General features: G+C 71.4%; 13 protein-coding genes. 7 read left to right on the top strand and 6 right to left on the bottom strand.

Going from position 1 to position 23286, the window contains the following annotated elements; translation table 11 throughout:
* Positions 1–19 precede the first annotated feature (19 nt).
* Both BJ964_RS48805 and BJ964_RS42515 read left to right on the top strand, forming a co-directional pair.
* The gene (locus BJ964_RS48805; protein WP_268248014.1) at positions 20–6076 is read left to right on the top strand and encodes an MMPL family transporter; all 6057 of its coding nucleotides are present in this window, start codon (positions 20–22) and stop codon (positions 6074–6076) included.
* Positions 6077–6361: 285 nt separating this feature from the next.
* The gene (locus BJ964_RS42515) at positions 6362–7771 is read left to right on the top strand and encodes an SDR family oxidoreductase (protein WP_188125942.1); all 1410 of its coding nucleotides are present in this window, start codon (positions 6362–6364) and stop codon (positions 7769–7771) included.
* A 48-nt stretch (positions 7772–7819) separates the two neighbouring features.
* On the opposite strand, the gene BJ964_RS42520 is transcribed toward BJ964_RS42515, so the two are convergent.
* The 4 genes from BJ964_RS42520 to BJ964_RS42535 all read right to left on the bottom strand — a co-directional run bounded on the left by BJ964_RS42520 (position 7820) and on the right by BJ964_RS42535 (position 13989).
* Entirely contained in the window at positions 7820–8617 is a 798-nt protein-coding gene (locus BJ964_RS42520) for a hypothetical protein (RefSeq protein WP_188125943.1), read from the bottom strand.
* A 245-nt stretch (positions 8618–8862) separates the two neighbouring features.
* Positions 8863–10134: a hypothetical protein gene (locus tag BJ964_RS48810; RefSeq protein ID WP_229806737.1), complete on the bottom strand. Its 1272-nt coding sequence runs from the start codon at positions 10132–10134 to the stop codon at positions 8863–8865.
* Between the two features lie 176 nt (positions 10135–10310).
* Positions 10311–13283 carry a DEAD/DEAH box helicase gene (locus tag BJ964_RS42530; protein ID WP_188125944.1) on the bottom strand — a complete coding sequence of 991 codons (2973 nt, stop codon included), beginning with the start codon at positions 13281–13283 and terminating at the stop codon, positions 10311–10313.
* A 259-nt stretch (positions 13284–13542) separates the two neighbouring features.
* The gene (locus BJ964_RS42535; protein WP_188125945.1) at positions 13543–13989 is read right to left on the bottom strand and encodes a DUF5990 family protein; all 447 of its coding nucleotides are present in this window, start codon (positions 13987–13989) and stop codon (positions 13543–13545) included.
* Between the two features lie 216 nt (positions 13990–14205).
* On the opposite strand from BJ964_RS42535, the gene BJ964_RS42540 reads away from it, so the two are divergent.
* The 4 genes from BJ964_RS42540 to BJ964_RS42555 are packed head-to-tail and all read left to right on the top strand — an operon-like array spanning position 14206 to position 19994.
* Entirely contained in the window at positions 14206–15180 is a 975-nt protein-coding gene (locus tag BJ964_RS42540; protein WP_188125946.1) for an alpha/beta hydrolase, read from the top strand.
* Between the two features lie 21 nt (positions 15181–15201).
* A complete protein-coding gene (locus tag BJ964_RS42545; protein WP_188125947.1) occupies positions 15202–16440 on the top strand; it encodes an ATP-grasp domain-containing protein in 1239 nt (412 codons plus the stop codon).
* Positions 16441–16472: 32 nt separating this feature from the next.
* Complete coding sequence (locus tag BJ964_RS42550; RefSeq protein WP_188125948.1) at positions 16473–18683, top strand: glycoside hydrolase family 9 protein; 2211 nt, start codon at positions 16473–16475, stop codon at positions 18681–18683.
* Between the two features lie 60 nt (positions 18684–18743).
* Entirely contained in the window at positions 18744–19994 is a 1251-nt protein-coding gene (locus BJ964_RS42555) for a cytochrome P450 (protein ID WP_188125949.1), read from the top strand.
* On the opposite strand, the gene BJ964_RS42560 is transcribed toward BJ964_RS42555, so the two are convergent.
* On the bottom strand, positions 19995–20324 hold the full coding sequence (locus BJ964_RS42560) for an STAS domain-containing protein (RefSeq protein ID WP_229806738.1): 330 nt from the start codon (positions 20322–20324) through the stop codon (positions 19995–19997). It lies immediately after the preceding gene.
* Positions 20325–20591: 267 nt separating this feature from the next.
* Between BJ964_RS42560 and BJ964_RS42565 the strand changes: the two genes are divergently transcribed.
* Positions 20592–22001, top strand: coding sequence for an amino acid permease (locus tag BJ964_RS42565; protein ID WP_188125951.1), 1410 nt, complete (start codon positions 20592–20594; stop codon positions 21999–22001).
* A 348-nt stretch (positions 22002–22349) separates the two neighbouring features.
* Here BJ964_RS42565 and BJ964_RS42570 read toward each other — a convergent pair whose 3' ends face one another.
* Positions 22350–23261, bottom strand: a complete 912-nt coding sequence (locus BJ964_RS42570; protein ID WP_188125952.1) for a glycoside hydrolase family protein — start codon at positions 23259–23261, stop codon at positions 22350–22352.
* Positions 23262–23286 lie beyond the last annotated feature (25 nt).

A 23286-nucleotide genomic window follows, 5' to 3' on the forward strand; every position in this document is an offset into this window, starting at 1 on the left:
CGCCCGCCTCCGTTGGCCGGTGCTGATCATCGCGCTCGTCGCGGTGCTCGGCGCGGGCGTGTGGGGCTTCGGCGTGTTCGGTCAGCTCACCGAGGGCGGGTACAACGACCCGAGCAGTGAGTCGGCCCGCGCCACCGAGGTGGTCACCGCCACCACGAAGGGCCAGAGCGGCGACGTCATCGCCATCTACACACCGGACCAGGGCACGATCGACGACCCCGTGCTCGGCACGCGGATCAAGGACCGGCTCGCCGCGCTGCCGAAGTCGGCCGTCACCGCCCAGACGTCGTACTGGGACCAGAAGGCGCCGGCGTTCGCCGCCGAGGACAAGTCCAGCGGCGTCGCGGTGGTCAGCCTGGTCGGCGCCGACGACGCCGCGAAGATGGATGCGTACGCCGAGATCGAGGACTCGTTCGCGGTGCCCGGGGCGCACGTGCAGGTCGGCGGCGGCATCCCGCTCGCGCACGCCTCGTCCGAGCGCTCGACCGAGGACCTGGCCTTCGCCGAGATGGTGTCGCTGCCCATCGTCCTCATCCTGCTGCTGGTCATCTTCGGCTCGCTGGTCGCCGCCTCGCTGCCGGTGCTGGTCGGCGGCTGCGCGGTCCTCGGCTCGCTGGGCGTGCTGCACCTGGTCGCGCTCAACCACGAGGTCAACTCGTTCGCCGTCAACATGGCCAGCCTCCTCGGCCTGGGCATGGCGATCGACTACGGGCTGTTCATGGTCGGCCGGTTCCGTGAGGAGCAGGCCGTCCACCCCACCGCCGAAGCCGTCCGCCGGACCGTGGCCACCGCCGGCCGTACCGTGGTCTTCTCCGCCACCCTGCTGATGACCGCCCTCGCCGGGCTGCTGCTGTTCCCGCAGGGCTTCCTCAAGAGCCTCGCGTACGGCGGGCTCGCCGCCGTCTTCCTCGCCATGCTGCTGTCGCTCACCCTGCTGCCGGCACTGCTCGCCGTCCTCGGGCCGCGCGTCGACTACCTCCCGGTGCGCCTCCCGTTCGCGGCCCGCACCGGCACCGGCGGCTGGCAACGGCTCGCCGAATGGGTGCTGCGCCGGCCGGTGCTCGTCGCCGTACCCATCCTGATCTCCCTTCTGGTCCTGGCGTGGCCGATCACGGACGCCCGCTTCGGCGAGAACGACGAACGGCAGCTGCCGGCCGGGGACCCGTCCCGGGTCGCGGTGGAGACGCTCAAGGCCGACTATCCGCAGTTCAGCGCGGACGGCGTACAGATCGTGGTGCAGTCGGCGAACGGCGCGAAACCGGACGTCGAGGCCTACACCGACGCGGCCGGAAAGGTCGCCGGCGTCACCGAGGTCACCGCGACCGGCGGCAACGGCGAGGACGTCGTGGTGCTCACCGCCGACCTCGACAGCACCGACTCGTTCAGCACCGAATCCCGGCAGGCCGTCGAGGACCTGCGCGCACTCCCCGCACCGGCCGGCACCGACACACTGGTCGGCGGCGTCACCGCCCGCAACGTCGACAGCCTCGCCGCCATCGCGGACAAGCTGCCGGTCATGATCGCCCTGCTGGTCGGCGCGACGCTGGTGCTGATGTTCCTGGCGTTCGGCTCGATCCTGCTGCCGATCAAGGCCGTCGTGATGAGCGCGCTCAGCCTCACCGCCACCTTCGGCGTCCTCGTGTGGATCTTCCAGAAGGGGCACGGGGCGTCCCTGCTCGACGTCACACCCACCTCGCTGGAAGCCGGCATCGTCGTACTGATGGCCGCCGTCGTGTTCGGCCTCTCCACCGACTACGAGGTGTTCCTGCTATCCCGGATGGTCGAGGCCCGGCTGCGCGGCGCCACCACCGACGAGGCGGTCACCCTCGGGCTCACCCGTACCGGCCGGGTGATCAGCGCGGCCGCCCTGCTGCTCATCGTCGTCACCGGCGCGTTCTCACTGTCGTCGATCAGCACCATGCGCTTCATCGGCGTCGGCATGATCATCGCCCTGGTACTGGACGCCACCGTCGTTCGAGTGCTGCTCGTGCCGTCGGTGCTCGCCCTGCTCGGCGACGCCTCGTGGTGGGCGCCGGGACCGCTGCGGCGCCTCCAGGAACGGGCCGGGCTCGCCGAATACGCGGGCGAGGAGGAACCCACCGGGCGTCACGCGTACCGGCCGCCGGCCATCGACGGCACGGTCGTCAGCCGGGCGTTGCCGGCCGCGCCCGCGCAGGCGGCGCTGCCCGCCGGCTCCTCCCCCGAGGGCATGGTCCTCGACTACGACGCGTTCCTCGAATACATCTCCGAGAAGGAGAACGGGACCGCACCCTTCGGCTTCCCGCTGCCGGGTTCGACCACCGTCGCGCCTTCCACCATCACCGGTACGCCCGGCGAATCCTCCCCGGACGCGGACGGCGCTGTGGCCGCCCTTCCGTCCGACGGCGCTGTGGTCGATGACGCCACTTTGTCTGCTTTGTCTGCCGATTCTGCGATCGATGACGGCCTTTCCTCCGGCGACGCCGTCCACTCACTCGACGCCGCCGCGGTCGATGACACTGTTTCGCCCGACGGCGCCGTGGTCGACGACGTCTTCTTGTCCGCCGGTCCCGCGGGCGACGACGCCCCTTCGGCCAGCGACGCCTCCATGTCCGGCGATGCTCCTTTGTCCGCCGAGGCCTCTTTGTCCGGCGACGCCTTTTTGTCTGTCGACGCCTCTTTGTCCGGCGACGCTTCGGTCGATGCGGCCTTCTCGCTCGACGGCACTGCGGTCGACGACGCCCTTTCGGCCGAGGACGCCCTCTTGTCCGCCGATCTCTCGGTCGACGACGCCTTCTCCTCCGCCGATTCCTCGATCGACGACGCCTTCTCGTCCGCCGGCCCTTCGGTCGACGCCTTCTTGCCCGACGACTCCTCGATCGACGACGCCTTCTCCTCCGCCGGCCCCTCGGCCGACGACGCCTTCTCCCCCGCCGGGCCCTCGACCGACGACGCCTTCTCGCTCGACGGCCCCTCGACCGACGACGCCTTCTCGCTCGACGGGCCCGTGGTCGACGACGCCCCCTGGCCCCTCTCGCTCGACGGCGCCGCGGTCGGCGGTGGCCCGGCCGAGGCGGCGGAGGTGCCGATCGCCGATGGTGGCGCCTCGGCATCGGCCGAGGATGACCTGCACGGGATCGATGATCTCCCTGTCCTCAGCGGTGGCGGCGAGTCGCCCGAGCTGACCGAGGAGCCGATCACCTTCGCGGCCGTCGAGGATGCCCTCACTCCGACCGACCCGCTGTCCGCGGACCTCTCCCGCATCGCATCCGGCGAACTGGAGCCCGCCGAGCTGGCACCCTCCCTCGACGACGACGCCGCTCCCGAGCCGGTCGACTCCGACGCCATCTGGGCCGAGGTAGAGGCGACCCTGGCCGCCGGAGCGGAGGCCGCGAACGCCGAGGTCCCCGTCCTGGAACCGACCTTCGACGAATTCGGGGTCTCGGCCACGCAGGTGATCCACCTGCCCACCCAGCCCGACGAGGCCGACGAGGCCGACACCTCGGCGATCCAGATCATCCAGCTGCCGCCCACTGCCGAGCGGGCCGTCACCCCAGCCGACCCGGCTCACGACCAGCACACCAGCATTCCCGCGGCCCCGGCCATCGACCTGCCGCCCACCACCTCAACCGGCCCCACCCACGACCAGCACGACGACACCTCGGCGACCCCGGTCATCCAGCTGCGGGCCTCGATGGAGGAATCCACCGCGAAGACGGTTTCGGCCGAGTCGGATATTCAGGACGAGACGCCGGTGTTCGGCCGGGAAGAGACCGAACCGACGACCGAAACGTTCGCCCAGACCCCGGACGTCGCTGCCCTCCCGAGCGAGACGACACCCGTCACCGCGACCGAGGCCCCGGCGCTGGACCCGTTCTCGTGGCGTTCCGATCCGAGGCTGGCCAACCTCGCCGTGTCGGGTTCCGCATCGTTCCCCTGGCTGGTCCGCCCCACCGAACCGAGCAGTGCCCCCGCCGGCCCCACGACACCCGGCGACATCGCCGTCCAGGCCGAGGTTCCCGCCGAATCCGCGGCTTTCGGATCGGCGGAGAATGCCGGCGCTGCCGAGTTCGATGCCGCTTCGGGCATTTCGGGCATGGGCGGCAACGGGTCCGCGTCCCGGCCGGACGCCACGCTTCCTCATCCCCTCGCTGACCGGACCGGGCAGCGACGGCCGCAGACCCTCGACGACTGGCTGGCCGCCTCACGCCCGCAGTCTCTCGGCGACCTGCCCACGACCGGTGCACACCGCCCGGAAACCCTCGACGAGTGGCTGACCACTACGTCGAGCGAAACGCCGGACACCGAGGACACCACCCCGCCCCCCGCCGACGACCCGGACGCGGCCTCGACGAACCCTTCCTCGGAAGAGCCCAGCGGGGATGTCGAAGAGCACGGCCGGATCGCCGAGGAGCCCGGTGGGGATGCCGAGGACGGCCTTTCGCCTGAACCGGTTCAAGCCGCCGACCTCACCGCTCCGGACACGGACCGGGACAACATCGACTATTCGCGCACAGAAGACGTAACCACGTTGAGGCCCCAGGATCTCCCCGATGCCGTGGGTGCGGCAGTCGTGCGGCCCGAAGCCACCGACGAGAGCCGGGAGCCTGAGGAAGGCACTGTTCCCACGAACACCGAGCCCGTCGCAGCGAAGACCGAATGGGAGACGTCCGAAGACCGCCTCGCGGAACCCGAGACGGCCATCGTTGCTGGTCAGCAGACGTCCGTCCCCGCGACGGAAAGCCCGGAGGCGGACCACGAGCCGCTCACCGTCCCGGAACCGATCGCCGAGCCCGAACCGACGACGGAACCGGCCACCGAACCTCAGTCGAAGACGGAACAGGTCACGGAGCCCGAACCGGCAACGGAACCGGCCACCGAGCCCGAACCGGCAACGGAACAGGTCACTGAACCTGAACCGATGACGGAACAGGTCATCGAACCCGAACCGATGACGGAACCGATCGAAGAACCCCGGTCGGCGACGGAACAGGCCGAGGAGATCCACAAGGCCGAAGCGGCCCGCGACAGCAACGGATCCGATGTCGCGGCAGACGTGGTCAGCGACGAGGCGATTCCCGCACAGGCTGAATCCGCTGTCGCGGAGGAAGCCGAACCAACGGTCGCATCGGAGCAGCTCACCGCTACCGCACCGGACGCCGCCGAACAGATCGATGAGCCGGCCGCGGCCGAGACGAACTCGACCGAGGAGACCCCGGCAGAAGAGCCGTCCGTCACGATCGGCGAGCCGACCACGGAGTCCGGCCAGGCCGATAGCCCGGACACCCTCATCGCCGAGGACGCCGACGGCGACAGCACTCTGATCGACGAGCCCACTGCGGAGTCCAACCCGGACACCACCGTCGCCGAGGACACGGAAAGCGACAACGACAGGATCCTGATCGACGAGTCGATCGCGCTGTTCGAGGACATCGCGGACGTCGAGCCCGCTCGGCCGAGCGCGACAACCGCGGAATCGGCAGTCGATGGAGGCGCCGCTGTCGAGGACGCCGTGGCCGATGAGGCGGCCGCAACGTTCGCCGACCAGCACGCGGTGCTCGACGATTCCCCGACCTCGGCGGCCGGGGACGCCGAGGTGACCGACGAACCGGCAGCGGAACCGGTGACCGGCGAACCCGTCATGGCGGACGGCAGCGCGGCGATCATCGAGGAGCCGGCCGGCGAGGCTCCCGCGGCCGTCACAGAAGCGGCCGTCACAGAAACGGTCAGTGGGGCCCTGACCGCCAGCCCGGTGATCCCCAGGCAGGGTCGCCGGCCGCGGACGCTCGGCGATCTGCCGGTCGGCGCGTGGAGCGAGGACGGTCAGCCGGTGGGACGCCGGCCGGAGACGCTCGACGACCGGCTTCGCGGGGCCGGGCGCCCGGCCACGCTGGCGGATCACCTCTCCGATCACGGCGGGGCTGGGCGCCGTCCGGCGAACGCCGGCCCGGCCTGGGTCGCCGCTTCAGGCGAGCATCCGTACGATCGGCAGACCCGCCGTCCGGCTTCGCTGGCCGACCACCCGGGCCCGGCGCGGTCCTCTCGGGAGGCCGTCACCGAGGAGCCGGAGCCGGGTTCCGCATCGAGTCCGTCCTGACTTACGCGCAGACGCCGATCTTGTCCAGCTGGTCGTGGGAGCTGTCTCAACGGCGTTGAGACCGCCCTGACGGCCGGCCGAACGATTCCGGCCGGCCGTCAGGGCGGTCTCGGACGCCTGCCAGCCGGACACATCGACCACAGCGTGAGACGAACGGCGGGATCTGACGCGGGCGTCGAACGCCGTACCACTGGCCGGAGAGTGCTCGCGTGGATGCCACCGTCGGCCGATAGGAGCGCCGGTAAGTACAGTGCGTGCGGGTAGGAACCAGAGGGGGACGTTGGAATGACCGGAGACCCGGGCGCCGTCAGTGTGGATCCGGACCGGCTCGCGGTGTGTCTCGCGGTCCTGGCCGAGGTGGAGGCGTTGTCGCCGGACCACCCGGACGCGGTGACCGTGCGGCGGGCGACCGCCGGACTGTTCAAGACGGTGAAGTTGCAGCGGCGGCGGGACCGCCGGCAGGCGGTGCTGGCCAGCGATCGGGCGGTGACGGAGGCGACGGCCACCGGGGCGCCGGGGCGGATCGACGACGAGACGGCGGGGATTCCGCTGCGCAGCACGGTGCGCGGCGCCACGGCGGGTGTGCTGAGGCAGGCGCGCGGCTGCTATGTCTGCAAGCAGCGGTTCACCGTGGTGGACGCGTTCTATCACCAGCTCTGCCCGCAGTGCGCCGAGCTGAACCACGCGAAGCGGGACGCCCGTACCGATCTGACCGGGCGGACGGCGCTGCTCACCGGCGGGCGGGCCAAGATCGGCATGTACATCGCGCTGCGCCTGCTGCGCGACGGCGCGGATCTGACGATCACGACGCGGTTCCCGCATGACGCGGTCCGCCGGTTCACGGCGATGCCGGACAGCGCGGACTGGTTGCACCGGCTGCGGGTGGTGGGCATCGATCTGCGGGACCCGGCCCAGGTGGTGGGTCTGGCCGAGTCGGTGGCGTCACGCGGGCCGCTGGACATTCTGATCAACAACGCGGCCCAGACGGTACGGCGTACGGCCGGCTCCTATGCGGCGATCGCCGCCGCCGAGGCCGAGGCACTGCCGGGCGGAAGCCTGCCGGAGCTGGAGTATTTCGGCACGGCGGGAGCGTCCCCGGCGGCCGCGCTGACCTCCGGTGTGACCGAGTTGACGCCTCAGCAGATCACCGAGATGGCGCTGACGGCCCGCTCGGTGGCGATCGACGCGGGCGGCCTGGTGCCGGACACCACGCCGACGAACAGCTGGAGCGACCGGGTGCACGAGGTCGACCCGCTGGAGTTGCTGGAGGTGCAGCTCTGCAACGTGACGGCGCCGTTCATCCTGGTGAGCAGGCTGCGCCCGGCGATGACGGCGTCGAAGTTCCCGAGGCGGTACGTGGTGAACGTCTCCGCCATGGAGGGGATCTTCGCCCGCGGCTACAAGGGGGCCGGGCATCCGCACACCAACATGGCGAAGGCCGCGCTCAACATGCTGACCAGGACCAGCGCGGACGACCTGTTCGCCGACGGGATCCTGATGACCAGCGTCGACACCGGCTGGATCACCGACGAGCGCCCGCATCCGACGAAGATGCGGCTGCACGAGGAGGGCTTCCACGCCCCGCTCGACCTGGTCGACGGCGCGGCCCGGGTGTACGACCCGATCATCCGCGGTGAGCGTGGTGAGGACGTGTACGGCTGCTTCCTGAAGGACTACGCGCCGGTCGCCTGGTGACGGTACGGCGAACGGGCCGCACCTCGATGGTGCGGCCCGTTCGGGTGATCACTTGGTGTAGCCCGGGATCTTGTGCTGGTCCTTGAAGCTCAGTGCACCCAGCGGGCTCTTGTGCGTGTTGTGTACCTTGTACACCTTGCCGTGCTTGTCGTACTTGTTCGACTTGTAGATCTTGACGGACTTAACAGACTTGACCGACTTGTCGATCTTGCCGGCCTTGTACCACGGTCCGCCGACCCCGACGCCGACCCCGTCGACGTCCACGTCGACGTCCACGTCGGCGCCGTACCCGTACCCGACGCCATCGCCGTACCCGACGCCATTGCCGTACCCGACGCCGTTGCCGTACCGGAACCCGTTCAGGCCGGCGCCGTACCCGAGCCCGTTCACACCGTGGCCGTACCTGAACCCGACGCGGTTATAGAACGGGTTGACGTAGTTGCCCCCGATGTTGTAGGCGTTCCCGTACAGGTAGTTCGGGCGGAACGGCCAGTTGCCCTGCCATCCGTTCCAGCGGTTCCAGTTCCAGTAGTCCCTTTCGACCTGGAGAACCCAGACCCGGCCCCAACGGACATCCCATGCCGGTACGCAGTCGAAGTTCCCCCACGCGCCGGCCCGGGTAGCCCAGGCGCCTGCGTTGCGGCACGCCCACGGGTTGTTGTAGACGCCGACGACAAAATCGTTGTCCCAGTCCACGTCCCAGTCCACACCCCAGCCGCTTGCCACGGTCTTGGGGCTGGGCGACTGGTCGGCGCCGGGCGCCGCCTGGGCGGGCGCGATTCCAATCATCGCACCGGCCGCCAGGGTCATGCCCGCTAGTGCCAACATCCGCTTTGCGTTTTTCATTGTCACACCTTTTCAGGACAAATCGCCATGACGTGGGTAGCTCATCACGGGGCCCGAGGGGATTCCGGCGTTTACCGGAATGTCGGCCGTTTGACCGACCCGGAGAGTGGCCGTAAAGGCAGTAACGGAACGGTTGTGTTTAGCTCAAAAATCGCAGCTGACCAGCGGAAATGCGCTTCTCGCGGTGGCCCGCACGCTTACCTGGCGACCACTTCAAAAAAGTCGCGCCGATGACGCTAAAACGGTCATTCGGTAGCAAAATCGGCACCCTCACCATCAGGCAGGGCACGGTAGGCGGGACGCAGCACTTCGACAATGGCGCGGCCATGATGGGAAAGCCCCGGAGCATCCAACTGATCGAGAAGAGCATCCGGCCGCAGGCCACCGTCCCGCTCTCCCGTCCCCGCCCCGCTCACCCCTCGCCCACTCGCCCCGGGCCCATCGGCGCCACGCCCACTCGCCCCAAACTCACCCGGCCCACGCCCGTCCGGCCCACGCCCACCCGCCTCGGACTCACCCGGCCCACGCCCATCCAGCCCACGCCCACTCGCCTCGGACTCACCCGGCTCACGCCCGTCCGGCCCACGCCCACCCGCCTCGGACTCACCCGGCCCACGCCCGTCCAGCCCGGGCCCGCCCGACGCCCGCCCGCTCGGCTCAGCCACCGGTCCGGTTTCGCCGGAATCTGGCCGCCCCCAGAAAGCAACCGGATCGGCGGCCGCGGCCCAGACCGCCCCCGCGCTTCCGGCCACATCGGAATTCTTCGCCCGACCGCCGACGGAGCCGGAACCACTCGCCGCACCACCGTCCAGACCAGAACCCGCCGCACCGCCGACCGGATCGAAGGTGCCCGCCACACCGCCGGCCGGGCCGAAGGTGCCCGCCAAACCGCCGGCCGCGCCGACATGTCCCGCCGCACCGCCGGCCGGGGTGGAAGTGCCCGCCCCGGCGATGCCGGTCGAGCTTTCGCGCGCGGCCGCGCCCGGGCCGATCGCGTCGACGGCCGCGGCCTCGCGCAGCCGGCGCAAGCGCATCAGGAGTTCGTCGCGTGGCCGGCCCCGCCAGGTGAACACCTCGAACGGATCGGCCTCGAAGGCACGGGCCAGGGCGTAGCAGGTGGTGGCCAGGTGGGCGCACGGCATCGGCCAGCGCTCGCATGTACAGTCCATCGCCACCTCGTCCAGCGACAGCGGCAGCAGGCTCAGCCCGGCCTCGGCGAAGACGGCCTCGATCCCGCCGGGCATCCGGCCGTCCAGCAGGTCGGCCACGAACCGCGCCTCGGCGACCAGCGCCGTCTCCACCCGTGCCCATTCGGACGCACCGAAGGCGCGGACCGCGATCCGGGCCCGGAAGGCGACCGGATCCTCCGGCCCACGGACCAGGGCGACGACCAGGCTGCCGGAGACGGTGAGGCTTCGCACGTGCCCGGCCCGCTCGTCACGGCGCCCGCGAGCGAAGGTCGGCCCCATCCGCAGCGCCTCGAACATGCCGAGAAAGGCCAACGGGAACTCAGCCACCGAACACCTCCACCCGCAACGAAGAGCCACACCTGAGGTCGGTCAACGATCGCCCCCGGCCCGAGACGAACGGGTCGCGGGGGTCCTGAGTGGCGAGCGAGCCACACCTGAGACCGGTCAACGATCGCCCCAAGACCGAGGCGACCAGGTCCCGCAGATCCTGAGTGGCGAGCGGCTCAGTCAACGATCGCCTCCGGGGTCAGGGCGAACAGGTCGCGCAGGTCCTGAGTGGAGAGCGAGCTCAACCAGCCCTCGCCGGCACCGACCACGCGCTCGGCCAGGACTCCCTTGTCGGCCAGCACGCGGTCGATCCGTTCCTCCAGGGTGCCGAGGCAGACCAGCGTGTGCACATGGACGTCACGCCGCTGACCGATGCGGAACGCGCGGTCGGACGCCTGGGTCTCGGTCGCCGGGTTCCACCAACGGTCCACATGCACCACGTGGTTTGCGGCGGTCAGGTTGAGCCCGGTGCCGCCCGCCTTCAGCGACAGCACGAACACCCCCGGCCGGTCGGCCCGCTGGAACTCGGCGACCATGGCGTCCCGGGTGGCCCGTGGCGTGCCGCCGTGCAGGTATCGCACCGGCACCCCGAACCGGGCCGCCAGGTGCGGGGTGAGCATCGCGCCGAACCGGGCGAACTGGGTGAAGCACAGCAGGCTCTCGCCGGCGCCGAGCGCGTGGTCGACGATCTCCTCCAGCCGGTCGACCTTGCCGGAGCGGCCGGCCAGCGGCGAGTTGTCCTTGAGCAGCAGCGCCGGGTGCACACACGCCTGTTTGAGTTTCGTCATGGCGGCCAGCACCAGGCCCTTGCGCCACTTCTCGCCCGGCTCGGCGAGCCGCTCCAGCAGGTCGTCGAGGACCGCGCGGTAGAGGCTGACCTGCTCGGTGGTCATGCCGCAGAGGTGCCGGACGTGCCGTTTGGCGGGCAGTTCGGCGGCGATGCCGTGGTCGGCCTTGGTCCGCCGGAGCAGGAACGGCCGGGTGGCCTGGCGCAGGCGGGCCGCGGCGTCCTCGTCCGCGTAGCGTTCGATGGGGACCGCGAACCGGGCCCGGAACGTGTGCGCCGACGCCAGCAGGCCCGGATTGGCGAAGTCGAGAATCGACCAGAGCTCGGCCAGCCGGTTCTCCACCGGGGTGCCGGTCAGCGCGATCCGGTTGCGGGCCGGGAACCGGCGCACCGCGCGGGCCGTCGCTCCCCCGCTGTTCTTGATGTGCTGCGCCTCGTCGAGCACCACCCGGTCCCACGAGACGGCGGCCAGCGCGTCGGCGTCACGGACGGCGGTGGCATAGGTGGTGAGCACGATGTCGGCCCCGGCGGCCAGGACGGCCGGGTCCTCCCGGTCGGCACCGTGCAGCACCCGCACCCGCAGACCGGGCGCGAACCGGGCCGCCTCGCGCTGCCAGTTGCCCAGCACCGACAGCGGGCAGATCAGCAGTGCCGGCCCCGCCCGGTGGTGCAGCAGCAGCGCCAGCAGCTGCACGGTCTTGCCGAGGCCCATGTCGTCGGCCAGGCAGGCGCCCAGCCCCAGCGAGTCGAGGAACGCCAGCCAGGAGAAACCGCGCACCTGGTACGGCCGGAGCGTCCCCACCAGACCGTCCGGCGGATCCAGCACCTCGAGGCGCTGGTCGAGCCGGCCGGTGAGCAGGTCGGCCAGCCAGCCCTCGCCGCGCGCGTCGGTCACCGGCAGCGGCAGCTCTTCGGGCGGCAGCAGGCGCATCACCCGCAGCGCGTCGCCCGCGGTCATCCGCCCGCCGCCCCGTTTCAGGAACGCCAGCCCGGCGGCCAGCCGCTCCGGGTCCAGGAACACCCACCGGCCGCGGAGCCGGACCAGCGGCACCTTCGCCTTCGCCAGGTCGGCCAGGTCGTCCTCGGTGAGGGTGCGGCCGCCGAGCGCCAGGCCCCAGCGGTAGTCGACCAGCTCCCGCAGCCCGACCGCACGGTCGCGCAGCACCTGCGAGACCGGGTCGCGGCCGCGCACCTCCAGTGACAGCCCGAGGCTCGGCCGGCGGCGCCACCAGGCGGGCAGCAGGATGCCGTAACCCGCCTCCTCCAGCACCGCGGCGTGGCTCAGGAAGCGGTGGGCGCCCTCGGTGTCGAGCAGCATCTCCCCCGGGTGGACACCGCGCAGCGCCCCGGCCAGGTCGGGGTAGAGCCGGGCGGCCCGGCCCAGGCCGGCGAGCAGCCGCTCCTGCGGGTGGGAGGTCCAGCGGCGCAGCGGGGCCGAGCGGTCCCGCCAGACCTGGGCGGCCGGCACCAGCACGCTCGGCTCGTCGACCGCCTGGAGCAGGAACTCGAGACGCCACGTGTCCTCCGGCAGCGGCACCTCGTCGGGCATCACCGGCTCGTGCTCGCGGGGATCGCTCAGCCGGAAGCAGACCCGCACCTCGGCGCCGCGCGCGGCCTGCTCGAACCAGGCGCCGAGCCGCCCGGCCAGCTCGTCGGCGAGCGCCGGGGTGGCGTCGAACTCCGGCTCCCCGGTCAGCGCGGCGAGCCAACCGTAGTCGGCCAGGGTGACCCCGGCCTCGGCCAGCCTGGTCCGCACGAGCCCGTCCACCAGCCGCTCCAGCGCCACCGTGAAGGGGTCGCCGCCGGTCTCCGGCCGCTCGGCACGGCAGGCCGGTGGCATGCGGTTGAGCAGCGCGGAGCGGCGGACCGCGTCGGCGCCGGACAGCACCGGCTGCCAGCGGGCCGAGGGGCGTGGGCCCTCGATCCGGACGACCGGGAGCACCCGCCCGCGCCGGACCAGGCTCGCCGCGAACCCGCACAGCTCGACCAGCCACTCCACCGAGGACGCGGCCCGGCCCTCGAACTCGGCCACCAGATCGACGTCGAGGAACGGCACCACCGCCACCGGCACCCGCCACTGCCGGGGCCGGGGCGTGCCCCGGCGCGGTGGCAGCCCGAGATGCGGCGAGGCCAGCGGCCCGGCGCCGGTCGAGGGCAGCACCACCGTGGCCGTGCCGTCGTCGCCGGCCGGCAGCTCGGCGGTGGGCACCGCGAACGGATGCTCCGGCGCGGCCCCGCGCCCGGCGGCGCCGTGACCGGCGGCCGTGCCGTCCTCACCCCAGAGGGCCAGCGCCCCATCCGGCCGGAGGAGCCCGTGCAGGACCCGAACCCCGGCCGCGCCCGCGCGGACCACCTCGCTCATGCCGCCGACTCTAGGCCGCCCCTCTGACACTTCCGGGCCCCGGAGACGCCCCCGGCACGCCCGGCGTAACCAGCGTCACTCCACGATCCCGGAGACCCCGGCACGCCCGGCCAAACCAGCGTCACTCCACGATCCCGGAGACCCCGGCACGCCCGGCCAAACCAGCGTCACTCCACGATCCCGGAGACCCCGGCACGCCCGGCCAAACCAGCGTCACTCCACGATCCCGGAGACCCCGGCACGCCCGGCGTAACCAGCGTCACTCCACGGTCCAGGCGATGTCCGGCGGGCGGACGCGGGCGCAGAGCGGACCGCCGTCACGGCCGGTCAGGCCGAGACGCCCGACCAGGACCCGGTCTCCGGAGAGGGCGGCATGCAGCAGGTCGCCGGGGATGTCGCCGAACATCAGCTTCGCCCGGCGGAACATCGCGAACGAGCCGTCCCCGGTGGCGCCCCAGCTCAGGTAGAGGAAACGGGCCCCCGGCCGGCCGTGCACCCACGGCCCGCCCACGTCGACGAGGCCCTCGCCCATGTCGCGGGTGTCGACGTCCAGCTCCCAGACGGCACGGTCGGCATGCACCGGCACCCGATCCACGACCTCCGTACGCCGCTGCACCCCGACCTCCACGCCGCCGAGCCGCAGCGCCCCGGCCTGCGGGGCGCCGGACCGCCCGGGCAGGTCGTCCCCCTCGATCCGCATCCGCATGCCCCGACTCTAGGGCCGCCGTGGCCCGGCCACCGATCTGCGCCCGGCGGGCGCGGCACAGGCCGGAGTGGGCAGCGACATCGCGTGGCGCGGCGGAACGGCCCTGATGCGATGGGGGCGGCGTAGCCCGTACCGGAAAGGGGCCGGAAGAGCGGGACCACCGATCACCGTGAGCAACGCCGAGCGGGTGACGTCACGCGGCGCTAGTGTGCGTTCATGGAGGGTGCCGGCGGGGCGTGGTGTGACGGCGCCCTGCTGCGGTTCCGCTATCGCGACTCAGGGCGGCGGCTGGCGGGGGTGCGGGTGCTCTCCTCGGCGTTCCGCGCCGATCTGGCCTATCGTCCCGAGCTGAAGACCTGGGAGCTGTGCCGGGAGCGGCCGCCGCTGTGGCGGCTGGAGTACCGGTTGGAGCTGGTCCACGCGGACGGCACCCGCAGCGAGGAGGGTCCGCTGGAGCTGCGCTGCCCCGGCTACACCGAGCCGGAATGGCTGACCGCGCCGGTGATGCCCGGGGTGTGGCGGCGGTTGCGGCTTCCGGTCCTGGGAGCGGCGCGGGTGTGGTCGCCGGACAAGCCAGCCGAGCGTGCGGCCGGGCGGGTGCTGGTGGCGCACGACGGCGCCGACTACGACCGGCTGGGTGCGCTGGGCCGGTTCGCGGCGACCTCTCCGGCGCCCTTTCACCTGGTGCTGTTGCCGGTGCGACGGCGGGAGGAGTGGTTCTCCGCCGATCCCGGCTATGCCGCGCTGCTCGGCTGCCGGGTCCTGCCGCGGATCCGGGCCGCCCTCGACGCCGGCCCGGTCCTGGGCGCCGGGGTGAGTCTCGGCGCGCTGGCGATGCTGCACGCCCAGCGCGCGCATCCGGATGGTTTCGCGGGCCTGTTCCTGCAGTCGGGCAGCTATTTCCAGCCCCGGCACGACCGGCAGGAGTCCGGTTTCCCGAGATGGGGGCGGGTGGTCCGGTTCACCGGGCGGATGCGTGCCGCGTCCACCGGCCCGGCTGTTCCGGTGACGCTGACCTGCGGCGCCGCCGAGGAGAATCTGGCCAACAACCGGGACATGGCGGATTTCATGCAAAAACAGGGGTATCCAGTGGCGTTTGCGGAGAATCCGGACGCGCATACGTGGACCGGATGGCGTGACGCCCTGCACCCGCACCTGACCGGTCTCCTGGGACGGGTGTGGCCGGACTGACCTGAGAAGAAGGGACACGACGTGGCCGACGTCGAGCACACCATCGGAATGCTGCTGGGCACCGAGGACGACTGGCCACGCGCCTACGAGTCGCTGATGCGCCGGCTCGGGCTGGTCACCGCGGCGGACGGGCGCACCCACCGGGCCCGGCCGGTACGCGTCACGATCGAGCCGTTCAACCTGCGCGACAGGCCACGGCACGACCTGGTCATCGACCGTCTGGCGTACTGGTACTACCACCCCCGGGAGTGGCTCAAGAAGATCGCGCTGATGGACGGCGTCTACCTGCTGAACAGCCCGTTCACCTTCCAGTCGATGGAGAAGCACGCGGCCTACTGCGCGATGATGCGGCTCGGGCTGAAGGTGCCGGAGACGGTCCTGGTGCCGTACAAGAACCCCCTGGAGAACTCCCGGTGGGCCTACACGGCGGCCCGCTACAACCGGCCGTTCGACCTGGAGGCGACGGCGGCCGGGATCGGTTACCCACTGTGGATGAAGCCGTACGACGGGGGCGCCTGGGTCGGGGTGTCCAAGATCCGTGATCACGAGGAGCTGCACTCGGCGTACGACGCGTCCGGCGAGCGGCTCATGCACCTGCAGGCCTCGGTGGAGGGCTACGACGTCTTCGCCCGGAGCCTGAGCATCGGCCCGGAGACGATGGTGATGAGGTTCCACCCGGAGCAGCCGATGCACGCCCGCTACGAGGTGGACCACGACTTCCTGTCGGCGCCCGCCGGCGACGAGGTGGTGACGATCTCCCGGCTGATCAACGCGTTCTTCCGGTGGGAGTTCAACAGTTGCGAGTCGCTGGTGCGCGGCGGCGACGTGCACCCGATCGACTACGCGAACGCCTGCCCGGACGTGTCGCTGACCTCGCTGCACTACTACTTCCCGTGGGCCATGACGGCGCTGGTGCGGTGGACGGTCTTCTGCGTGGTGACCGGTCGCCGGCCGCGGATCGACATGAACACGGCCGACTACTTCGCGATCGCGGACGATCCGGACCTGACCTACCACGAAAAGCTGTCGTCTTACCGCAAGATTGCGGATGACTACTTCGAAATAGAGAAATATCAGGAATTCTGCAACAAGCACCTCGGCACCATCGACGGGATCGTGTACGACTGGGTCGACTCCGACGAGTTCCGGTCGCTGCTCCGCGAGACCGTCCGCGCCATGTACCCGGTGCACGAGCACGAGAAGTTCCTGGCCCACTTCGGTGGACTGATCGACGCATGGATCCGTGACCAGGGGCGTTGACGCCGTAACACGAACGCAACCAATATGTGTCCATGCATCTATGGGAGCGCTCCCTCAAGATAGCCACCGTCACCGCACTCGTCATCGCCGGAGCCGCGGCGCCGGCCTGGGCCGAAGAAGTCGAACAGGTCGTCAACGGCGGTTTCGACAACGGCACCGACCCGTTCTGGGCCAACGGCGGCATGACCATCGAGCTGGTCGACGGCCGGGCCTGCGTCAACGTCCCGGGCGGCACCACCAACCGCTGGGACGCCGCGATCGGGCAGAACGACATCGATCTGGTCGCCGGGGAGACGTACCGGTTCAGCTTCGACGCCTCCGGCGACCCGGCCGGCCACGTGGTCCGGGCCATCACCGGCCTGTCGGTCAGCCCCTACGACACCTACTTCGAGCAGTCACCGGTCCTCGGCGGCCTCACCCACTACGAGTACACGTTCACCGCGAGCACCAGCACCGCGCAGGGCCAGGTCGCCTTCCAGGTCGGCGGCAGCCCGGACCCGTGGCGGTTCTGTGTGGACGACGTCTCGCTGGTCGGCGGCGTGCCGCCGGAGGTCTACGAGCCGGACACCGGGCCGCGGGTGCGGGTCAACCAGGTCGCCTACCTGCCGGACGGCCCGAAGGGCGCCACCCTGGTCACGTCCTCGACGACCGCGCTGCCCTGGGAACTGCGCACCGGCGCCGGCGCCGTCGTCGCCCGCGGAACCACGACCCCGCGCGGCACCGACGTGTCCTCCGGGCAGAACGTGCACACCATCGACTTCGGGAAATTCCGGAAGAACGCCACCGGGCTCACCCTCACCGCCGACGGCGAGACCTCACGGCCCTTCGACATCAAACCCGGGGCGTACGACCAGCTGCGCACCGACGCGCTCAAGTTGTACTACACCCAGCGCTCCGGCATCGAGATCCGTGACGACCTGCGACCGGGGTACGCCCGCCCGGCCGGCCACGTCGGCGTCGCCCCGAACCAGGGTGACGGCGCGGTGCCCTGCCAGCCCGGCGTCTGCGACTACACGCTGGACGTGCGCGGCGGCTGGTACGACGCCGGCGACCACGGCAAGTACGTCGTCAACGGCGGCATCTCGGTCTGGGAGCTGCTCTCCGAGTACGAGCACAACAAGGGCTCCCGCAAGGTGAACCTGACCATCCCGGAGAGCGGGAACCGCGTCCCGGACATCCTCGACGAGGCCCGCTGGGAGCTGGAGTTCCTGCTCAGCATGCAGGTACCGGCCGGGAAGCCGGACGCCGGCCTGGTCCACCACAAGATCCACGACCAGGCGTGGACCGGCCTGCCGCTGCTGCCGAGCCTCGACCCGCAGCCCCGTGAGCTGCACCCGGTCTCCACCGCGGCGACCCTGAACGTGGCCGCCACCGCCGCCCAGGCGGCCCGCCTCTACAAGCCGTTCGACGCGGCCTTCGCGGCCCGGGCGCTCGCTGCCGCGCGCACCGCCTACGACGCCGCCAAGGCCGACCCGGCCCGGTACGCCCCCGCGTCCGACGGCACCGGCGGCGGCCCCTACAACGACGACAAGGTGACCGACGAGTTCTACTGGGCGGCCGCCGAGCTGTACCTGACCACCGGCGAGAAGAGGTACGCGACCGACGTCCTGGCGTCGCCGGAGCACGCCGCCGACGTGTTCGGCCCGGTGGCGTTCGACTGGGCGGTCACCGCGGCCGCCGCCAAGATGGATCTCGCCCTCACCCCGAACCGGCTGCCCGGCCTGTCCGCGGTTAAGGCCCAGGTCGTCAACGGCGCCGAGGAATACCTCGCGGTGCAGAGGCAGCACCCGTACGGCGTCGGCTACGCGCCCACGAACAACGTCTGGGACTGGGGCTCCAGCAGCATCATCGCCAACAACCTGGTGGTGATCGGCGCGGCCCACCGGATCACCGGTAGGGAGCGGTACCGGGACGGGCTGCTGACCGGCCTGGACTACCTGTTCGGCCGCAACGCCCTGAACATCTCCTACGTCACCGGCTACGGCGAGGTCAACGCGAACAACCAGCACAGCCGCTGGTACGCCGCGCAGCTCGACCCGTCGCTGCCGCACCCGCCGGCCGGCACCCTGGCCGGCGGGCCCAACTCGTCGATCCAGGACCCGGTCGCGCAGAACCTGCTCAAGGGCTGCACCGGCCAGTTCTGCTACATCGACGACATCCAGTCCTGGTCCACCAACGAGCTCACCGTCAACTGGAACGCGGCGCTCGCCCACCTGATCGGCTACGTCGCCGAAGACTGCTGAGCGCCCGGTTTGCCCTCCTCCCCTAGGCTGCCGGACAGGCACCTTCGGGAGGAGGGCACCGTGCGGGCCCTGCGTTTCGCCACCACCCTGTACGCGAACCGGCTGTCCGTCGCCTACCACGGCTACCTGCGGGGCGACCCGATGTCCCGGCTGCACCTGGCGCCCGGCCGCCGCGACCCGTACGCGATCTATGACGGCCTCCGCGCCGAGGGCGACCTGGTGCCCACCCGCCTCGGCAACTACGTGACCCCGAGCCACCGGGTGTGCGACACGGTGCTGCGGGACCGCCGGTTCGGGGTGCGCGCCGCCGAGAACGTCGGCACGCCCCCACCCGGCACCCAGGTGGACATGTCCTTCCTGGACCGCAACCCGCCGGACCACACCCGGCTGCGCCGCCTGGCCCAGCCCTCGTTCAGCCCGCGGCAGATCGCCGGTTTCCTCCCACAGGTCGAGCAGACCGTCGACAAGCTCCTCGAGGAGGCCTCCGCCGCGGAGACCTTCGACCTGGTCAGCGCGTTCTCCGCGCCCCTGCCGATCGCGGTGATCACCGACCTGCTGGGCGTGCCGGACGCCGACGCGAGCCGCTTCGCCGAGCACGGCGCCACCTTCGGCAGCGCCCTGGACGGCATCCGCTCGCTGCGGCACGCGGCCCGGCTCATCGAGGCCAGCCGCGAACTGGAGGGCGTCTTCACCCGGCTCATCGCCACCCGCCGCGACCTGCCCGCCGCGACCGGGCCGGACGATGTGGTCGGGCGGCTGCTGGCCGCCGAGGGCGACCGGGTCGAGGCGGCCGAGATGCTGCCGATGCTGCGCCTGCTGCTGGTGGCCGGCTTCGAGACCACGGTCAACCTGATCGGCAACGCGGTCAGCGCCCTGCTCGACCATCCGGACCAGTGGGCGGACCTCTGCGCCGACCCGGCCGGGCTCGCCGAACGGGCCATCGAGGAGACACTGCGCTGGGACCCGCCGGTGCAGCGGACCGCCCGGTGCGCGCTGGAGGACACCGAGGTGGCCGGGAAGGTGGTCCGCCGCGGCCAGTTCGTGGTCACCCTGCTCGGTGCGGCCGGCCGCGACCCGGACGTGTACGCCGACGCCGGCCGGTTCGACATCCACCGTGTCCCGGAGGCCGACCACCTGGCCTTCTCCAGCGGCATCCACTACTGCGTGGGCGCTCCCCTGGCCCGGCTGGAGGCGACCGTGGCCCTGCGGCGGCTGGCCGAGCGGATGCCCGGCCTGCACCGGGCCGGCCCGCTCCGGCGCCGCTCGTCCACCCTGATCCGCGGTCCGATCCACTTCCCGGTGGCGCGCTGATCAGATCCGGTAGGGCTGGACGGACTCGGCGGACAGCCCGAACAGGCTGGTCAGGCCGGTGATCCGCAGCTGCCGGTGGACGAACTCGTTCGGGTTGCGCAGCACGAAGCGGGCGCCCAGGTCACGGGCCGCCTCGTAGCCGGCGACCAGCATGCCGATGCCCATCGAGTCCATGAACGTGACGAACGTCAGGTCCACGATCATCAGCCGGGGCCGGTCGCGCTGGAGGGTCTCCATCAGCACGCCCCGCAGCCCGTCGACCGTGGCCGCGTCGAGGCTGCCGCGCACCTCGACCACGAGCGCGCCGTCGGCCTGTCGCCGCGTGGTCATGACGGCCTCGCCCATCGTGCCCTCCGAGCCTGGCGAACTGCCCGTTCGCCCCCACCGTACAGCCCTCGCGGCTGCCCTCGCAGGCTGCCGCGCAAGGCCGCGATCACGGCGCACAACGCGTACGCCAAAGGGGTTTTCCGCAACCGGAGGAGGGGGTTTCGGCGCATCGCGCCGGTCCGCGGTCCGATGTGCCAATCTGACCTTGCGGCGTGCCGATCCCTGGACGACCGTGGCTGGCGGCGGGGGCCGCCGGGGAGGAGGCAGACCATGTCCAGGCACGGCATGTTCGCCATCCGCGATGTGGGATCGCTGATCAGCGGCACCACCGAGGAGGGGACCCGGCTCAAGAAGGCGGTCAGCGTCCGCCAGCTGACCGCGATGGGCGTCGGGGCGATCATCGGCACCGGCATCTTCGTGGTCATCGGCGAGGGTTCGAGGATCGCCGGCCCGGCCGTCGTGCTGTCGTTCGTGCTGGCCGCGGTGGCGTGCGCGTTCTCCGCGCTGTCCTACGCCGAGCTGGCGTCGAGCATTCCGGTCTCCGGCAGCGCCTACACCTACGCCTACGCCACCCTGGGCGAGGTGGTCGCCTGGATCATCGGCTGGGACCTGATCCTGGAGTACGGGGTGTCGGTGGCGGCGATCGCGCTCGGCTGGGGCGGCAACCTCAACGCGTTCCTCGACGCGGCCTTCGGGGTGAGTCTGCCGACGGCGATCGCGGCGTCGCCGGAGGACGGCGGGATCTTCAACCTGCCGGCCGTGGTGGTCGTCCTGGCGATCACGTTACTGCTGGTCCGCGGGGTCACCGAGAGCCTCCGGGTGAACCTCGTGATGGTCGTGATCAAGCTGCTGGTGCTGACGTTCTTCATCGTGGTGGCGTTCGCGAACTTCGGGACCGGCAACTTCACCCCGTTCGCGCCGCACGGTGTCGACGGGATCACCTCGGCCGCGGCGATCATCTTCTTCGCGTACATCGGCTTCGACGCCGTGTCGACCGGCAGCGAGGAGGCCCGCAACCCGGCGCGCGACCTGCCGCTGGCCATCATCGGGTCGCTGGTCGTCTGCACCGTCTTCTACGTGCTGACCGTGATCGGCGCGATCGGCATCGCCACGCCCGAGCAGATGTCGGCCAGCGACGCCCCGCTCGCCGCCGCCCTCGACCAGGGGGCCGGGATGACCTGGGCGGCCGCCGTCCTGGCACTCGGGGCGGTGGTCGCGATCACCAGCGTGGTCCTGGTGATCTTCTACGGCCAGACCCGGATCTTCTTCGCCATGTGCCGCGACGGCCTGCTGCCGCGGCGCCTGGCCACGGTCAATCAGAGGTACGGGACTCCGGCGCGACTGACGATCGTCCTGGGTGTGTCGATCGCGCTCCTGGCGGCGTTCGTCCCCCTGCGCACCATCGTCGAGCTGGTCAACATCGGCACGCTGTTCGCCTTCGTCCTGGTCAACATCGGCGTGATCGTGCTACGCCGGACCCGGCCGGACATGCCCCGCCCGTACCGGGTCCCGTGGGTGCCGGTGCTGCCGCTGATCGGCATCGCCTTCGCCGTCTACCTGATGGCCGACCTGCCGCTGGACACCTGGATCCGGTTCGTCGGGTGGATGGCCGTCGGCCTGATCATCTACTTCCTGTACGGCTACCGCCACTCCCGCCTCCGCAGCGGAGAACCCCGCTGATCTTGGACGTTCCACCACCGATCCCGGTGGTGGAACGTCCAAGATCAGCGGGGTGGGGCGCTCACGCGCGCTCGGAGTGCCGGATACCCGCGGCTATCCGGGCACAAACGCCACTTCCGCCCAGTGCGGTCGAATGGTCGTAAGCACGATTTTGGGGGACGGTTAACGAAACCGTAATCACCGTTTCCTGGAAACGCTCCCAAATAGTGCCTCCTATGTGGAGGCAGGGTGCTTTCGGGACGGAAAGGAATGTGCCGGCCGTCACTCTTCGTATAGCCGAAGGGCCCCGGACCGGCTCCCGCGAGGGGTGCCGGTCCGTCCGCGGACGATTACCGTGCGCGACGCGCGTCAGGCCAGTTCGGTACGCAGGTCGTGCGCCCCGTCCGCCCTGGTCGCCTCGTAGTAGAGCCGCTGCCGCCCGTCCGGCAGCGCCACCAGGCTGAGGTAGCGCAGCCCGTACGGCTCGTGCGGACTGCCCACCGGCGGCCGGTCCTCCGCCGTGAGCTGTCCGAACGTGCCGTCCGCCAGGCGCCGGCCGCGGGCCACCCCGGTGCGCTCCTCCCAGTTCTCACCGGCCGTGGCACGCCCGTCGTAGGCGACCGTGATCTCGTCGCCTACGACCACCACCGACGAGACCCGGACACCCCGGGCGTCCCACTCCCCCGGCCGGCCGGCCAGCGCGTTTCGCACCCAGGTCCAGTGCACGCCGTCCGGGCTGGTGGCGTACTCGGTGGTCATCCGGTCGGCGTCGGCCCAGCTCTCCAGCGGGTGGACCGACGCCCACAGGTGCCAGCCGTGCTCGTCGTGGTGCAGCACCGGGTCCTTGACGCCGGCGGTCTCGTCCCCGGCCAGGACGGTGCGGGCGGGCGCGGTGGCCAGCCCCTCCGGCGTGTCGGCCTCGAGCAGGTCGACACGCCAGTGCTTGGTGCCCGGGGTGGCGGCGCTGACGTAGAGCCGCCACCTACCCTCGGGGGTACGGACCAGGGCGGGCCGCTCCAGCGACTCGGCGCCGAAGCGGTCCTTGCCGATCTCCGCGACCACGGTGAAGTGCAGGCCGTCGGCCGAACGGGCCACCACGTTGGCGACCCCGCGGCCCGCGCCGATCGGGAGCCGCAGGCGGTAGGCGAGGTAGACGTAGGAGTCCGCGAGGACCGTGCTGGGGGCGCCGGACCAGGCGCCCGGCTCGGTGCCCGGCGGTTCCACCACCACGGTGGAGTCCTCCCATCCGGGCAGGGGCAGGGCGGTGATTCCGGTGGTCAAAGCGGCTCCCTGAGGTCAACGGCGA

This window comes from Actinoplanes lobatus, from assembly GCF_014205215.1.
In the GTDB taxonomy this organism is placed as follows: domain Bacteria; phylum Actinomycetota; class Actinomycetes; order Mycobacteriales; family Micromonosporaceae; genus Actinoplanes; species Actinoplanes lobatus.

Bases quoted from the DNA above. Each gene is read 5' to 3' on its own strand.
- BJ964_RS42515 (WP_188125942.1), top strand. From the start codon at position 6,362: ATGACCGGAGACCCGGGCGCCGTCAGTGTGGATCCGGACCGGCTCGCG.
- BJ964_RS42520 (WP_188125943.1), bottom strand. From the start codon at position 8,617: ATGAAAAACGCAAAGCGGATGTTGGCACTAGCGGGCATGACCCTGGCG.
- BJ964_RS42530 (WP_188125944.1), bottom strand. From the start codon at position 13,283: ATGAGCGAGGTGGTCCGCGCGGGCGCGGCCGGGGTTCGGGTCCTGCAC.
- BJ964_RS42535 (WP_188125945.1), bottom strand. From the start codon at position 13,989: ATGCGGATGCGGATCGAGGGGGACGACCTGCCCGGGCGGTCCGGCGCC.
- BJ964_RS42540 (WP_188125946.1), top strand. From the start codon at position 14,206: ATGGAGGGTGCCGGCGGGGCGTGGTGTGACGGCGCCCTGCTGCGGTTC.
- BJ964_RS42550 (WP_188125948.1), top strand. From the start codon at position 16,473: ATGCATCTATGGGAGCGCTCCCTCAAGATAGCCACCGTCACCGCACTC.
- BJ964_RS42560 (WP_229806738.1), bottom strand. From the start codon at position 20,324: ATGACCACGCGGCGACAGGCCGACGGCGCGCTCGTGGTCGAGGTGCGC.
- BJ964_RS42565 (WP_188125951.1), top strand. From the start codon at position 20,592: ATGTCCAGGCACGGCATGTTCGCCATCCGCGATGTGGGATCGCTGATC.